General features: G+C 63.3%; 13 protein-coding genes. 11 read left to right on the forward strand and 2 right to left on the reverse strand.

Annotated elements, in window-relative coordinates; all coding sequences use genetic code 11:
- Positions 1-27: 27 nt before the first annotated feature.
- The 6 genes from AEQU_RS00930 (at position 28) to AEQU_RS00955 (ending at position 5,251) form a co-directional block, all read left to right on the forward strand.
- Positions 28-1,263 (forward strand): FtsX-like permease family protein, encoded by a 1,236-nt coding sequence (locus tag AEQU_RS00930; RefSeq protein ID WP_022738530.1) that lies wholly within the window; start codon positions 28-30, stop codon positions 1,261-1,263.
- Complete coding sequence (locus tag AEQU_RS00935) at positions 1,263-1,949, forward strand: ABC transporter ATP-binding protein (RefSeq protein WP_022738534.1); 687 nt, start codon at positions 1,263-1,265, stop codon at positions 1,947-1,949. Before AEQU_RS00930 ends, AEQU_RS00935 begins: the two co-directional genes overlap by 1 nt.
- Before the next feature lie 23 nt (positions 1,950-1,972).
- A complete protein-coding gene (locus tag AEQU_RS00940) occupies positions 1,973-3,202 on the forward strand; it encodes a YncE family protein (RefSeq protein ID WP_144079452.1) in 1,230 nt (409 codons plus the stop codon).
- A gap of 11 nt (positions 3,203-3,213) precedes the next feature.
- Complete coding sequence (locus AEQU_RS00945; RefSeq protein ID WP_022738543.1) at positions 3,214-3,633, forward strand: DUF4418 family protein; 420 nt, start codon at positions 3,214-3,216, stop codon at positions 3,631-3,633.
- A gap of 298 nt (positions 3,634-3,931) precedes the next feature.
- Positions 3,932-4,591: a DUF3990 domain-containing protein gene (locus AEQU_RS00950; RefSeq protein WP_022738547.1), complete on the forward strand. Its 660-nt coding sequence runs from the start codon at positions 3,932-3,934 to the stop codon at positions 4,589-4,591.
- A gap of 3 nt (positions 4,592-4,594) precedes the next feature.
- Positions 4,595-5,251 carry a helix-turn-helix domain-containing protein gene (locus tag AEQU_RS00955; protein ID WP_022738549.1) on the forward strand — a complete coding sequence of 219 codons (657 nt, stop codon included), beginning with the start codon at positions 4,595-4,597 and terminating at the stop codon, positions 5,249-5,251.
- Between the two features lie 65 nt (positions 5,252-5,316).
- Here the strand turns inward: AEQU_RS00955 and AEQU_RS12835 are convergent, their stop codons facing one another.
- Positions 5,317-7,083: a helix-turn-helix domain-containing protein gene (locus AEQU_RS12835; protein WP_022738552.1), complete on the reverse strand. Its 1,767-nt coding sequence runs from the start codon at positions 7,081-7,083 to the stop codon at positions 5,317-5,319.
- 321 nt (positions 7,084-7,404) lie between these two features.
- Between AEQU_RS12835 and AEQU_RS00965 the strand changes: the two genes are divergently transcribed.
- The 5 genes from AEQU_RS00965 to AEQU_RS00985 all read left to right on the forward strand — a co-directional run bounded on the left by AEQU_RS00965 (position 7,405) and on the right by AEQU_RS00985 (position 12,944).
- Positions 7,405-9,846, forward strand: coding sequence for a DMSO/selenate family reductase complex A subunit (locus tag AEQU_RS00965; RefSeq protein ID WP_022738556.1), 2,442 nt, complete (start codon positions 7,405-7,407; stop codon positions 9,844-9,846).
- 16 nt (positions 9,847-9,862) lie between these two features.
- Complete coding sequence (locus AEQU_RS00970; protein WP_022738559.1) at positions 9,863-10,486, forward strand: DMSO/selenate family reductase complex B subunit; 624 nt, start codon at positions 9,863-9,865, stop codon at positions 10,484-10,486.
- Positions 10,487-10,702: 216 nt separating this feature from the next.
- Complete coding sequence (locus tag AEQU_RS00975) at positions 10,703-11,329, forward strand: DMSO/selenate family reductase complex B subunit (RefSeq protein WP_022738563.1); 627 nt, start codon at positions 10,703-10,705, stop codon at positions 11,327-11,329.
- 47 nt (positions 11,330-11,376) lie between these two features.
- Complete coding sequence (gene dmsD, locus AEQU_RS00980) at positions 11,377-12,018, forward strand: Tat proofreading chaperone DmsD (protein ID WP_022738566.1); 642 nt, start codon at positions 11,377-11,379, stop codon at positions 12,016-12,018.
- An 8-nt stretch (positions 12,019-12,026) separates the two neighbouring features.
- Positions 12,027-12,944 carry a dimethyl sulfoxide reductase anchor subunit family protein gene (locus tag AEQU_RS00985; RefSeq protein ID WP_022738570.1) on the forward strand — a complete coding sequence of 306 codons (918 nt, stop codon included), beginning with the start codon at positions 12,027-12,029 and terminating at the stop codon, positions 12,942-12,944.
- A 144-nt stretch (positions 12,945-13,088) separates the two neighbouring features.
- On the opposite strand, the gene AEQU_RS00990 is transcribed toward AEQU_RS00985, so the two are convergent.
- Entirely contained in the window at positions 13,089-14,594 is a 1,506-nt protein-coding gene (locus AEQU_RS00990; protein WP_022738574.1) for a LuxR family transcriptional regulator, read from the reverse strand.
- Positions 14,595-14,682: the final 88 nt, after the last annotated feature.

The following is a 14,682-nucleotide window of genomic DNA, read 5'->3' on the forward strand; positions in this document are numbered from 1 at the left end:
CCTCTCAACACAAGGGAGGTTGTCTTCATGTTCTACCTGGCATGGAGAAATATCACGCGCCGGCTGGGCTCTTCCGTGCTCACGGCGTTTATTGCGTTTATGGCGGTGCTCGCGCTGACCGCCTCGATGATTGTGGTGACGTCGCTGGAGGATGGGGTGCGCCTGTCTCGGGAGCGGTTGGGAGCCGACATCATGGTGCTGCCGGCCGGCGCCTCGGGCAACGCCTCGGAGGTACTGTTCTGCGCCGAGCCGGTGAACGTGTATCTGCCGGCTTCGGCCGCAGAAGCCGTGGCCGCCACCGAGGGCGTGGCCGCTTCCACGCCGCAGTTCTTCACCCAGACGGTGGATCAGAGCTGCTGCTCGGTGGTGGGGGTCACCCGCGTGGTGGGTATCGATGCGACGACGGACTTCGTGCTGGCGCCCTGGATCGTTGGCGGCGTAGAAGGCGCCGGGGGTGCTGGTGCTTCGGCTGAGGTTGACGACTTCGGCCTTGGGGATGACGGCATTCTGCTCGGCTCGGCGGCCCCGACCATCGAGGGCGGCCAGGCTTCCATTTTAGGATCGGTCTTCCACGTCGCTGGCACGCTGGCCCCCACGGGAACCAGCGTGGACGAGACGATCTTCATGGATATCGACGCGGCACGTACCATCGCGGCAGCGAGCCCTTATTTGAAAAGTGTTTGGGGCGACGCCGACCCCTTCGACGCCGTCTCCTGCCTCATGGTGAAGGCGGCCGACGGAAGTGATATCGACGCGCTGTGCCAAGCGCTCGTGGATGCGGTGCCCGGGTCGGTGGCCGTGCGCACGGCGGACATGGTTTCGGGGGCGTCATCTCAGCTCGCCGTGGTGGAGGCCATCGCCATGGCGTTTCTTGTCGTGCTCGTGGTGCTGGCGGCGCTGGCTTTGGCCGGGCGGTTCTCGGCCCTGGCGGCCAGCCGCATGCGCGAGCTGGGCCTTTTGCGCACCTTCGGCATGGGGCGCGGCCGGGTCGTGGGGTGCTTCGCCTGCGAGATCGGGCTGGTCACGCTGGTGGCGGCTGTGGTCGCGGTGGTGGTCGCCTGCTTGGTGGCCGGCTCGGTGGTCGGCACCTTCCATAGCGAATTCAACATGCCCGGGGCGGCGGTGCCTGCGAGTGCCTATGGGGCAGCTGTGGCCGTGGGGTTGCTGTTTGCCGTGGCGCTGACTGCCGTGGCGCTGGTGCAGCCGGTCGTTCAGATGCTGCGGCGCGACCCGCAGGAGACGTTGACGAGGGGGGATATGTGATGGAGCCGTTGATCGAGCTGAAGGGCGTGGTGAAGGAGTTTCGCAGCGTGCCTCCCGTGCGTCCGCTGGACGGCGTGTCGCTGGCTGTGGCACCGGGCCGCATTGTGGCGGTGACGGGCGTTTCGGGCAAGGGGAAGTCGACGCTGCTCAACGTGATGGGCGGTTTGCTGCGAGCCGACGAGGGGTCGGTGCTCTACCACGGCACCGATCTGGCGCGGGCCTCGGCCGCCGAGATCGACGCCGTGCATCGCCGTGGCATCGGCTTCGTCTTCCAAAGCCCGTACCTGTTCCCGGCGCTGACGGCGCGAGAGAATATGGTGATGGCGCTGCGGGCCGCCGGGCAGTCGGTTGACGATGCGGCCATCGAGGCCATGCTTGAGGAGGTGGGCCTGACCAATCGGGCCGACCATCTGCCCGCCGAGCTTTCGGTGGGGCAGAAGCGGCGCTTGGTGCTGGCCCGTGTTCTTTTGGCCCAGCACGATTTGTTGTTGGCCGATGAGCCCACCAACGACTTGGATGCCGACTGGTCTGACGAGGTGTTCGACCGGTTCCGTGCGTTTGTGGCCGCAGGCGACCGCTCGGTGGTCGTCGTCACGCACGACGAAGCCTACGCCCGCCAGGCGGATGAGGTGTACGTTTTGGAAGAGGGGAGGCTTGCGCGTCGCGAGGAGGTGGCCTCATGCTGACGTGTGGCCAAAATGCGCGACGCATGGGCCGTGACGATGCGAACCTTGCGGACGGTGGCTGTTCGGAATGTATGGCATGCGGCGATCGCGCGCTTACGAGAAGGGCGTTTGCCTCTCTCGCCGGGTTAGCTGCAGGATCGGTGCTGCTGGGGGTTCTGCCGGGATGCGCTGGTTCGGACGCGGGGCAGACGGCCCCTGCTGCGAATGAAAGCGAAGGCTCGAATTCCGGCGAGGGCGGCAAGGACGAGATGCCCCCAACCTCGGAAAGCGCTCCGGCAGCGCCCTCTGCGGCGCTTTCTCCGGGCTTGCTGTGCGTGGCGGAATACGCGAACAACACGCTTGCGGTTGTGGATCCCGCCACGGGTGAGATCCTGCAGCGCATCGCTGCCGGGCAGAACCCCGCCACGGCCCTGGTGGCCGACGGCTGGGTGTACGTCGGTAGTTCCGGCGGCGGCGAGGTGACGGCGGTAAACATCGCCGATCCGTCGCAGGTGACGTCGATCACCGTGGGCAAGCAGCCGCTCGGGCTATGCTATGACGGGGCGCAGGGCATTCTCTATGTGGGGGATTATTTCGCGTCTAGCATCCATCTCGTTGATACGCAGCTGAAGTCCCTGGTCAAAACGGTGAAGCTCAGCGCTTCCGGCTACCATAACCGGACCGATCCTCCCGACTGCTGCCGCATCGACCCTGGCACCGGTCGCCGTACCGTGGCGCTGGCGTTGGCTCCCGAGGGGGATTTGCTGTACTGCGCCAACTACGGCACCTTCGACGTGGCCCGCGTCGATTTGGAGGCTGCAGCGGAAATCGAAGCTTTCGATGGCGTGGTGGGCCCGCGGCAGATCCTCGTGTCTGCCGACGGAGCGCAGCTGCTTCTGGCCGGCGTGGGCGGGGAGGGCGAGCAACAGGTAAATGACCTGTACGTGCTCGATCGCGCTTCTGGCAAGCGGGTGCTGGAAATACCTGTTGGGCAGTCCGTCGCCGGGGTGGCCCAGGCGTCCGACGGCTCGGCGGTGTGGGCCATCGCCCGCGACGACGGGGAGTTGGTGGCCTTCGACGCCGATTGGAACGAGACGGGGCGGCTGCCTTTGGGCGTGGGCATCGACACTCTGGTGCTTGCTTCCGACGAGAAGACGCTGCTGGTGGGCAACAGCATCGGAGGCCAAGTGCATGTGATCGATGCGGCAACGATGGCATTGATGAATACGATTGAAGGACTGGCGAGCCCCAAGGGCATCGCCGTTATCGCTTGAAAGGAAAACTCATGAAGAACCTGTCTTTGTTGGCGCCGATTGCGGCGCTCGTCTGTGCCGCCGTGGTGTGCGGAGCCGTGCTTTTGTGGGCGCCGGTGTGCGCGGGAATGCTTGAGCTGACGAATGGGAATATGGTGCCCATGCGCTGCACTTATACGGCGAAGGTCGAACTGCTGCTTGCTCTTATTCTGGCCGTTGTGGCGGTGGTGGCGCTTGTGACGAAGCGGCCCATGACCGTGGCCCTGGTGCTGCTATCGCTCGCCATCGTGCTGCTCACCTTCGACACGCCGCTTTCCATCGGCGTCTGCAAGAGCGCCGACATGGCCTGCCAGAGCACGGCGCTGTGGCTGCGCATCGCCGGCGGCATCTCCACCGTGGCCGCCCTCGCCGGCGCCCTGCTGAACCCGTCTCGCAAACGCGTCACAGAGTAGGGCACCTTTCTCGCGAACGCATGCGAGACTGACTCCCTTCTCCGGGGAATCTGGAAAATGTGCTTATCTGGATCGCGATTTGGAAAAGGTGTCATGGTGGGTCGATGGACTTGGAAAATGTGCTTTTTCGAATTCTAGAAACACTGTATCTGACCTGGTAAAACTCGAATAATACCAGGTCAGACCCTCATCCAAAAAAGCACATTTTCCAACCTTCGCAGACAATGGGGAAATTGATCTGGCTATGTTTTCGTGCTAGTATCTATATCACTATAGCGATATAGATAGGATGGCTACTATGAGCGAAGTGCTGCGCTTGTACCATGGGTCGCCAATTCGAGTGAAGCGCCCCCTTTTTGGTGTGGGCAATCCCTACAACGACTACGGTTTGGGCTTCTATTGCACGGAGTCGTTTGAGCTTGCCTGCGAATGGGCCTGCCCGAAGGCAAAGGATGGGTTTGCGAACGCCTACGACCTTGAGCTCGCGGGCTTGCGCGTGGTAGATCTGGACGCCGAGCCTTACGGTACCATCGAATGGCTCGCGGTGCTTTTCGTCAATCGGCAATTCGACGTTCCGACGAGTCTTATGGAGGCCGCTAAGTCCTACGTGGCGGCCCGATACCCGTCGGAGTTGGGCGAAGCGGACGTGATCGTGGGCCACCGTGCTGACGATTCCTACTTTTCTTTTGCCCGGGCTTTTCTGGAGAATCGCATTAGTCTCGCACAGCTTGAGCGCGCGATGAAGCTTGGTGGGCTGGGACGTCAGGTGGTTGCGGTGAGTGAGGCAGCCTTCGGGGCGCTCAGGTTCGTAGGAGCCGAGCCCGCGTCAGCATCGCTCTGGCATGAGAAGCGTATGAGACGAGATGAGAAGGCGCGCCAGGACTTCGACCGCATCCTGCACAAGGAGCCCTTTGACCCCAACGGCGTATACATGCTCGACTTGATGAGGGAGGGGTAGGCCATGGGGGAGTATCGATACGCCGTCGTCGAGCTGCCGCCTTCGCCTTATGCTCACGATCTGCAAGAAGTGCTGGCATTCGTTTTCGATATCGGGGTGAACTTGGCCGGGTGCACGGGCGAGCAGGTGGCCCAGGCGTTCATGGCGTCAGGTTTGGCCGAGGAGTTTGAAAAGCAGAATCCGGTGTACGTGGCGGGCAAGTCGTCCTATGACTTACTGCGCATCATGGTGCCTCTGCTCCCGTGCGATGAAGTGCCCGCGCCGTCTCTTCGCTATGACCGGACGCCGGACTTCTGGGTCGGGTGGGTGCTTGCGCATTACCAGATGGTCACGGGTTGCTCCTACCGGTCCATTTTCGCGACCGCCACCTATGACGAGATTCGCTCCATGTATTGGCCGCTGCACGAGGCGCCTGAAAGCAAGTTCGTCGCCATCTTCGACGAGATGCGTGCCGAGCGCGCGAAGGCCACCAACCTGCGGACTTTGCGGGAAGCAGCCGGCCTTTCCCAGTCGCAGCTGGCAAAGGCATCAGGGGTAGGCGTGCGCTCCATCCAGCTGTACGAGCAGCGGCAGAAGGACATCAACAAGGCCCAGGGCATAGCCCTCTACCGCCTGTCCCATGCCTTGCGTTGCACCATGGAGCAACTGCTGGAGCGATAGAAGGGGCACGCGCCCTGCAGTTTATCTCGATTCTGAACGCACTGCGTTCAGAATCGTGCCTGCTTTTATCGTCCCTCGGGTTCGAAGCTTTCTACGAGGGCGATGAGTTCTTGACGCTTGTGGATGTCCAGCTTGACGTAGATGCGCTTGGAATGGGTGCGCACCGTGTTCTCGGAGACGAACAGCAGCTCGGCGATGTGGGCCACGGTGTTGCCGCGGGCGATGAGCTCGGCCACCTCCGCCTCGCGGGCCGATAGGCCGTAGAACTCGCGCACTGCCGCCATCTGCTTCGAGAAACGGTCGCGAAAGGCAGCGCCATCTCGGGTAGCTGCAGTGCTACCGGACGATGCGCTATGAGGCGCTCCCTGCGCGTGATCTCCGCTTTCGGCTTGCGTACCGATGGTATTGGCAGCGCAGAGGAGGGGATCCGCGATTGCGGCATCCTTTCCTTCGACACCTTCTTCAGAAACAGATGCTGATGCTTCCGAGGCGGCGGATGGTGTGTCGGTCATGGCGGCTGCGCTGTCGGCACGGGCGATCACGCGGCTTGCGGGCCCTTTCTTCCCGCCGCGCTGGAGGGCCAACAGCTCGATCTCGTTGATGTCGGTGTCGGCCAGCACGCGGCGGAAGCCTCCCTGGCCGATGAAGTACATGATGCCGAGAAGGTACAGTGCCGCAATCGTCACCAGGGCAAGGGGCGGCAGGCCGCCCAGGGCTCCGCCGGCCGCTGCGCCCCCGGCGCTCCCTGCGACTAGCCCTTCCAGCACCGATCCGCCGAGAAATCCCACATCGTGCAGACCGTACATGATGCCGCCGAACACGCCGTAGATGAACACCGGGTTGATGCCGCCGTCCCGAGACACCTGGGCGCACTGGATCATCATGAGCACGATGGCCACCGACCACAGCGCGTACAGCCCGGCCGCGAGCCCTTCCGCATAGCTGTCTCCCAAAAGCGGCAGCAGTAAAAAGCCGGTCGTCACCACGGGGAAGAACACCCGGTAGCTCGTGGCCACGTTGATGCGCAGGCTCTTGGTAGCCCACACGGCCAGAAGCGCCACGGCCGCCACCAGCATCGCCCCCATGGAAAGGGCGTTCACGAGCGTGCCCACCTCCGGGTCGCCAATGGCGAGCGAGCGCATGACGCCGGTGCAGAACCCCAACGTGCCAAGAGAAAGCGCCGGTCGCCAGACGGTGGCGAGTACGTGGCGGTACGTGCGCCGATGCTCGCGGGGTACGTCCTCGAACATGGGCTGGTCAAGATCGATGGAGCGACTCTTCAGCACGGCGGCCAGTCCGAACAGGGGCAGAAAGACGCAAGGGATGAGGTAGGCCGTCACCGCTACGGGGATAAGGTAGAGCGCGAAGTACAGCACGGCCGCCCATGCCGTGCCGGCGATAAGGTTGCCCATACCCTCGCGCGCGTCCTGGCTGGCGAAGAGGCGCTGCCACAGCATATAGAATCCGGCCGACCCCACGCCGAGCAGCGCGCCGCCGATGCAGACGAGCGGCACGGTGGCACCGCGCAGGTACATGGCTGCGATAAGCAAGCACCAGCCGCCCATGTAGGGTACCGTCACCGCCTTCACCATGAATCGTCGCGTCTCGGCGGGGAAGAACCACGTGCCGGCGGCGCTCGCCAGAAACGTGGCGGTGAAGGCCACGGACTCGGCGGCGAAGAACCACAGCATGACATCGGCGGTTTGGAAAGCGAGCGGCAGAAACGGGAACACGCCGCCCCACACGCTGGCGGCGTTGATGGCGAGGAAGAGCCCGTAGCCGAGCGAGGCCACGTTCGGCCGCAGAAGCCCTAAAACGGTTTGGAAATTCATCGCGCGCACCCCCTCCCGACGTTGCCGCTGTGCGGTAATCCGTGGTGAACAGTATAGCGTGGCCACGAGTTTCCGTCTTGGCGAAATGGAAAAAGGGTGATAGAGTGATCGCCTGTGAGCTGGGGAAATGCGAAAATCACACGGAGTATGTGACACGCTCGCTGCGGCAGGGGGCCTATGATGCGGCCCGTCGGGAGCGACGGTGAACGCCACCGCGACCGACGCGAGGCGCCGCCTTCCACGGCGCCGCGGGCCCGATCCTTACGGAAGAGGGGCGGGCCGCAGAAGAGAAGAGATTCGCAAGAGGAAAGGGAGGGTACCATGACGAACTCCGAGAAGACTGCTCTGTCTCGTCGCACGTTCGTGAAGGGATCCGCACTGGCCGGCCTTGGGGCCGCCGCCGTAGGCACCACGTCTCTGTTCGGCTGCGCGCCGCAGGGCACCGGCTCCGGAGACGCCGAGCTCGCCGAAACCGGCGACACCGCGCCGGTCGACGAGAAGATCTGCTGGACGCATTGCCATGTGAACTGCGGCGGCGCTTGCGTGCTGCAGTGCCATGTGGTTGACGACGAGATCACCTACGTGGAATCTGACAATACCGGCGACGCTTCCTTCGGTGGTTTCCAGGCTCGCGCTTGCCTGCGCGGCCGTTCCATCCGCCGCTGGATCAACGGCGAGGATCGCCTGAACTATCCCATGAAGCGCGTGGAGGGCTCCAAGCGCGGCGAGGGCAAGTACGAGCAGATCAGCTGGGACGAGGCTCTGGATACCATCGCCTCCGAGTTCAAGCGCATCACCGAGGCTTACGGCAACGAGTCCGTCTTTATCCAGGAGTGCTCCGGCGTCGAGCAGAACGTGATCATGAACAACCCCTGGTTCCGTCTGTTCAACCTGTGCGGCGGCGTGGTCACTCGCTACGGCAACTACTCCAACGGGGCGCTGACCTTCGGCGCCCAGCTGTACACCTATGGCGGTGGTTGGGGCAAGCGCTCCTTCAAGACACTGACCGACGGCGAGCTGGTGGTCATGTTCGGCAACGCCCCCTGCGACACCCGCATGGCCGGCGACGGCCACGGCTACGATCTGCTGGTGGCCATGGAACAGAAGAACGTGCGCGTCATCTGCATCGACCCACGCCGCAGCGAGATCGCCACGAACCGCGACGTGGAGTGGATTCCCATCCGCCCCGGTACCGACGCGGCGCTCGTGGCTGGCATTGCCCATGAGCTCATCGCCAGCAACCTGGTGGATGTGGACTTCCTGCACACCTATTGCGTTGGTTATGACGAGGAGTCCCTGCCCGAGGGCGCTCCGGCCAACAGCTCCTACTACGCCTACATCATGGGCACCGGCTACGACATGGTGGAGAAAACCCCGGCGTGGGCTGCCGCCATCACTCAGATTCCCGAGCAGCGTATCATAGATCTCGCCCATGAGATCGGCGAAGCCAAGCCCTGCTTCATCTGTCAGGGCTGGGGCCCGCAGCGCCGCACCAACGGTGAGACTGCGGCCCGTGCCATCGCTCTTCTGCCCCAGCTCGTGGGCCAGGTGGGGCTGCCCTCTACGAATTCCGGCCTGCGCGAGGGCAACGGCGGCTTTGAGCTGAACTCGCTGCCCACTGGTGATAATCCTATCGAAGTGAAGTTTCCGAACTACCTGTGGCCCGAGGCTATCAAGGATGGCACGAAGCTCACGGCCCTGAATGCCGGCATCCAGAACGCCGACGCGCTGCCCGCGCCCATCAAGATGATGATCAACTACGGCAACAACATGCCGGCCAACCAGAACGGCGACATCAACTTCACCACCGACATCCTGCGCGACGAAAGCCTGTGCGAGTTCATCGTTTGTTACGACGTGGTCATGACCGATTCCGCCAAGTATGCCGACATCATCCTGCCCGACCTCACCCCGCAAGAGACCTGGACGCTTTCCACCCAGGGCGAGAACAACGACACCCAGGGCATCTGGTTCGGCCAGCCCACCACCTCCGCTAAGTTCGAGCGTCGCGAGGTGTACGAGGTGTGCGCCGATCTGGCCGACCGTTTGGGCGTGAAGGATGCCTACACCGACGGCGGCAAGACCCGCGAGGACTGGTGCCGTGAGTTGTACGAGGAGTTCCGTGCCGAGAATCCCGACGCTCCCACCTGGGAAGAGGGTCTGGCGGCCGGCGTTTACAAGAAGGATATCGAGGTAGACAACGCCACCGATCCCTTCATCGAGGATCCGGCGGCCAACCCGTTGGAGACGGCCACGGGCAAGATCCAGATCTACTCCCCTGAGTTAGCTGAGTACGCCGCCACGTGGGAGCTGCAGGAGGGCGACGTCATCTGCCCCATCCCGATCTACGTGCCTGGCTTCGACGGCCCCGACTCCAACACCGAGGAGTACCCGCTGCAGTTCACCGGCTACCACACCAAGGCCCACACTCATTCAAGCTACGCCAACAACCAGATCATTCAGGACGCTCATCGTCACAACGTCTGGATCAATCCGCTGGATGCGGCCGAGCGTAACATCAAGACCGGCGACATGGTTCGCGTGTTTAACGACCATGGCGAGATCCTCATCGAGGCGAAGGTGACCGACCGCATCATGCCTGGTGTGGGCGCTATCCCGCAGGGCATGTGGCATGACGCTGACATGGGCGGCGACCGTGTGGACAAGGGCGGCTGCATCAACACGCTGACGAGCCGCCACTGCACTCCGGTGGCCAAGGCCACGGGCCAGCACACCATCATCGGCCAGATCGCCAAGGCGTAAGAGAGGGGAATGAACCATGACTCAGTACGGTTTCCACTTCGACGGAACGCGCTGCACCGGCTGCAAGACCTGTGTGCTCGCCTGCAAGGACAAGAACAACCTGCCCAACGACATCAACTTCCGCAACGTCTACGAGTATGGTGGCGGCACGTGGAACCAGGACGCCGCGGGCTGCTGGACTCAGGACACCTTCACCTACCACGTATCGGTGGCCTGCAATCACTGTGACATGCCTATGTGCATGGCGAACTGCCCCCAGGGCGCCATCGAGAAGAACCCCGACACTGGCGAGGTGAGAAGCGATCCCGAGAAGTGCATCGGATGTGGCACCTGCTCGCAGACGTGCCCCTACGGTGCCCCCAAGGTGGATATGGAAGCCATGAAGTCGGTGAAGTGCAACATGTGCGCCGACCGCGTGGCCGAGGGCAAGCAGCCCATTTGCGTGGAGGCCTGTCCGCTGCGAGCTCTGGACTTTGGCGACATCGAGGAGCTGCGGGCCGCTTACGGCGACGACGCGGAGATCGCGCCTCTGCCTGCGGCCAGCGAGAGCCAGCCGAACTTGGTGATCACGGCTCCCGTGGGTGCCAAGCCGGTCGGCGATAGCACCGGCGCCATCATGAACGAGTTGGAGATCATGTAGGTTCCGTTCGCCCTGACGGGACGAACGAACCGGCCGACGCTGCGGCTCCGGCAGGCACTTGCCTCTGCGCTTTACCGCTTACCCTCACGTACGAAGTACGCTCGGCCGCGGTTCAGCACAGATCCAGGCACCTGTCGGAGCCTCGCTGACTTCCTTGGGCGCTCTTGGGTGCGGTAGAATGATGGCAGCATTATTAGAGGTTTGGAAGGGGGGGACGTGCAGTACGGGTTCCATTTCAACGGGCTGCGGTGTACGGGGTGCAAGACCTGCATGCTCGCCTGCAAAGATTTCCACGACCTTCCCTCCTCCATTGCCTTCCGTCAGATATACGAGTACGGCGGCGGCACCTGGCAGCGCGAAGCTGAAGGCACGCTATCCCAGAACACCTTCTGCTACTACGTATCGTCAGCCTGCAACCACTGCGGCAACCCGGCCTGCGTGCGCGTGTGTCCCACCGGGGCCATGCACAAGGATGAGCGCGGGCTCGTCTCCGTGGACGGGGCCCGCTGCATCGGCTGCGGCTACTGTGCCCTGTCGTGTCCCTACCGGGCCCCGAAGGTCGATCGGGAGGCCGGCCGTTCGGTAAAGTGCGACGGGTGCACCGATCGGGTGGCCGTCGGTCGGATGCCCGTGTGCGTGGAAGCGTGCCCCCTGCGGGCGCTGGATTTCGGTTCCATCGACGAGCTGCGCAAGAAGTACGGCGACGTATCCGATCTGCCGCCGTTGCCCGTCGCAACGGCGACGTCTCCGAACCTGGTGCTGACGCCGCCGGCCTGCTTTGAAGCCGACGCGGAACGGGTGCGCGCGGAGGGCCAGGTTCTGAATATCCGGGAAATCGTGTGAAATACGACGGGCTTTCGTTTCCGTTGAATTGTGCGAAAGGAAGCAAGATGAGCGAGCAAGCCGATCAGATGGCCGCCGTGGCTTTTGCCGGAGCGAGCTTGGCCCCGTTCTTCCTGAACGACCCGAGGACGGGCGACGCCGCCGACGCCTTCGCGGCGATGGCCGAGCTTGACGTGGCTGCCGCCGCTGCTGAATGGCCCTTCGTTGATGAGGCCACGGCCGCTGATGCCTTGGCGCTGATGCGCGAGGGTCTGGCCGCCGGCGCTGACAACGAGAACCTGGTGTGGGAGTATCGCCGCCTGTTCGTGGGGCCGGGCCACTTGCCCGCGCCGCCTTGGGGCTCGGTGTACACCGACCGCGAGTGCGTCGTCTTCGGCGAGGCCACGCTCGCCCTGCGGGCCTGGATGCGTCGGGTCGGCGTGGCGCGCACCGCCGACGAGCGCACGCCGGAGGACCACATCGGCCTCATGCTGGCGCTGCTGTCCTATCTGGCCGAGGAGCGCCCCGATCTGGTGGACGAGTACCTGCGCGATCATCTGCTCACCTGGGCGCTGCACTATTTGGAAGCGTTGGAAGCGGCGGCCGACCACCCCTTCTACCAGGGCTTGGCGGCCCTGACCCGCTCCACGCTGCTCGGGCTGCAAGCGGCGCGCGGCCTTGAGGTCACGCTGCCCCACTTCTACTGCTAGGGCACCCCGTGGACGGCTTCACCCTCGCCTTCAGCGAAATCACCCTCGTGCTCTTCACGACGCTCGCCCCCTCGGGCGCGGTGGCCTATCTCATCATGGGGCTGCCGGTGCTGACCGGACAAGCGCGCGGCGAGGCGGCGCGGCGCCTGAACAAGTGGTCCTGCCTGCCGTTGGTGGTGGCCATGGTGGGCCTTATCGCCTCGGCCACGCATCTGGGGAACCCGTCCAACGCGCTGTACGTGTTCACGGGCGTGGGCCGCAGCCCGCTTTCCACCGAGGTGTTCAGCGCCGTGATCTTCCTCGCGCTGGCGGGGGTGTTCTGGCTGTACTCCTTCGCCGAGCATCCGCGTGCCGGGCTGCAGCGGGGGCTTTTGGCGGCCATCGACGTCGCCATCGTCGCCTTCGTGCTGGCCGTGGCCTTCGCCTACCACGTGGATACGATCCTGACCTGGAGTTTGCTCCTCGTGCCCGTGAGCCTTGGGTTGAACGCCCTGTTCGGCGGCCCGCTTTTGGCGCTCGTCGGCTTTGCCGTGGCGGACTTCGATGCCGGTCGCCGCGGCACGCGCGTCCTGCTCGCCCTCGCGACGGCGGCCTGGGCGGCCAATGTCGTCGTGTACGCCGTTCTCGGCCTCCAGCTTCAGGGCATCGAAAACGAGCTCGTCTCCGCCGCCGACCTCGTGGCCGGCTATCCGGCCTACCTCGCAGCCTTCGCCCTGCTCGCCGTCGCCGCCCTCGCCCTCGCCTGGCGCGCCGAGGCCCAAAGCGCACGTCGTGGACTCATGGAAGGCCAGAACGCCGAGGCCCAGGATGCACATCGCCGGCTCCTCGCCCGGCTTGCCACGGCGAGCATCCTCGCCTTCGCCGCCCTCTTCCTCATGCGCTTCACCTTCTACATGAGCCACCTCACCCTCGGCCTCGGCGTCTAGGGGCAGTGGCCTCAATTTGGCGAATGTGACGGGCCAATCGTTCGTTCGGGACCAAAGCAAGTAGGATTTTGGTCGAAGCAGAGCAAAGTGGCCCCAAATGAAGGGTTGCGATGTTGAAACCTTCGATTCGGGGCTATGGGGCGACTAGAGTCCTGCTTCCTGCCGATACGCTTCGAGCAGGTCGAGCAGTTCCTTGCGTTTGTGAATGCCAAGACGTTTGTAAATACGGTTGGTGTGCGTGTTGACCGTACCACGAGCCATGTAAAGCTCCTCTTCTATGTCACTCGCCTTATAGCCTTGGGCGAGGCAGACCAAGACATCGCGGGCACGTTCGCCCAGATCGTTGCGTCGCGCAACGATGTCGCACACTTCCACGATGTTGCGATACTTGATGAGAAGAGCCTGCTCTTCGGGGGACAGCTCCTGGCTGAGGGTGACGGGGCGCATGGAAAGCAGATCGATGTCACGCTCGGTGAGCACGCAGAGATAGCCGAAGAACAGAAGGAGGACGCAGGTCATGGCAGCGAAGGAGAACGAGGCGATTGCGCCATCCGGCGACGTCGTGAAGAGGGCGTAGAACCCCAGCCCAACCAGTCCGCCTGCAACCAGCGCACTGCGCCCCCAGCTAAAGGCAGTAATGGAGGAAAGGCCGAACCGATGGCAGGCCTCTGCGAGCAAAAGCCAGTTCATTACGTTGAAGCACGTATAGCTTGTCACGGCGAACCCAGATACCAGCAGTGGATTTTGGAAAGGGATGACGATAAGGTAGCCGGCCACCATCAAGAGTAGAGCCGGCTTGTAGGCGAAGGCGAAATCGTAATGGCGCGAGAAGAGTGTGAGGGTGACGAAGACGGCAAGGGCGAACAAGGTTGCTACGGGCATGACGAGCGAGTAGACCGTGTCGGTGTTGCCGATGTCCATCATGTTCGGCATGAGGGAATTGCAAAGGCCGAAGGCGAGCGAAACCACGGAAATCTTTCCGATGATCTTGCGTGGGTTGATGGGGGCCGAGGGCCGGCTCGCTGCAAGAGGGGAAACCTGGTTGTCGGTCGGAGGATTACGTCGAAGGCATTCCCTCAGGCACAGCGAGGAGACCAAGGGAAGGAGCGCGACGAGGATTTCGTTGGCTCCGATTGGGAGCACATGGGAGAGGGGGACGACGAGCGAGGCGAAGAAGTAGGCAAGGGGAACCTCTATGACTGCCGTCGTCGAATAGCTTTGCGTGTACATGATGCCCCATATGACGCAGAGGGCGGCACTTCCCAACCCCGTGAGAATCCCCGAAAGACAAAGGGACCAAAAGGGAGAGGGAAGGGACGGCAGCAGGCTGCCGACGGCGACGGCGAGGGCCATGATGGTAAACGCCCGAAGCCGATGTGCGGCGAGCAACTTCTGCAAGGGGCGTCGCCCTAGAATCATGGCAAGAGACGCCGCCAAATAGGAAAGCGATGAAATAGCGTAAATGCTTCCGGCTGCAGCCGTTGGATCGGCATACGAGGGCATTAGGTGCTCGTCGGAGAAGAAGAACAGATAGTTCCACATCATGAGCGTCATGAGTCCGAGCATGCGCCAGGACAGGAATTCGCCCTGAGCCAACTTCCCGACGCGCGCCCGAAGCGTGGCAAAGTATTCGCGATCCAGCAGTGACATGTCCCACCTCCCAAGAAGATAGTACCAAAAGAAAGTCGGCTCCCATAATGCCGTCCGGGCAAAGAAATGAGCGGGATTGGGAAACATA

This window comes from Adlercreutzia equolifaciens DSM 19450, from assembly GCF_000478885.1.
GTDB classification, from domain to species: Bacteria; Actinomycetota; Coriobacteriia; order Coriobacteriales; family Eggerthellaceae; genus Adlercreutzia; species Adlercreutzia equolifaciens.

Bases quoted from the DNA above. Each gene is read 5' to 3' on its own strand.
- AEQU_RS00930 (WP_022738530.1), top strand. From the start codon at position 28: ATGTTCTACCTGGCATGGAGAAATATCACGCGCCGGCTGGGCTCTTCC.
- AEQU_RS00935 (WP_022738534.1), top strand. From the start codon at position 1,263: ATGGAGCCGTTGATCGAGCTGAAGGGCGTGGTGAAGGAGTTTCGCAGC.
- AEQU_RS00940 (WP_144079452.1), top strand. From the start codon at position 1,973: ATGGGCCGTGACGATGCGAACCTTGCGGACGGTGGCTGTTCGGAATGT.
- AEQU_RS00945 (WP_022738543.1), top strand. From the start codon at position 3,214: ATGAAGAACCTGTCTTTGTTGGCGCCGATTGCGGCGCTCGTCTGTGCC.
- AEQU_RS00950 (WP_022738547.1), top strand. From the start codon at position 3,932: ATGAGCGAAGTGCTGCGCTTGTACCATGGGTCGCCAATTCGAGTGAAG.
- AEQU_RS00955 (WP_022738549.1), top strand. From the start codon at position 4,595: ATGGGGGAGTATCGATACGCCGTCGTCGAGCTGCCGCCTTCGCCTTAT.
- AEQU_RS12835 (WP_022738552.1), bottom strand. From the start codon at position 7,083: ATGAATTTCCAAACCGTTTTAGGGCTTCTGCGGCCGAACGTGGCCTCG.
- AEQU_RS00965 (WP_022738556.1), top strand. From the start codon at position 7,405: ATGACGAACTCCGAGAAGACTGCTCTGTCTCGTCGCACGTTCGTGAAG.
- AEQU_RS00970 (WP_022738559.1), top strand. From the start codon at position 9,863: ATGACTCAGTACGGTTTCCACTTCGACGGAACGCGCTGCACCGGCTGC.
- dmsD (WP_022738566.1), top strand. From the start codon at position 11,377: ATGAGCGAGCAAGCCGATCAGATGGCCGCCGTGGCTTTTGCCGGAGCG.
- AEQU_RS00990 (WP_022738574.1), bottom strand. From the start codon at position 14,594: ATGTCACTGCTGGATCGCGAATACTTTGCCACGCTTCGGGCGCGCGTC.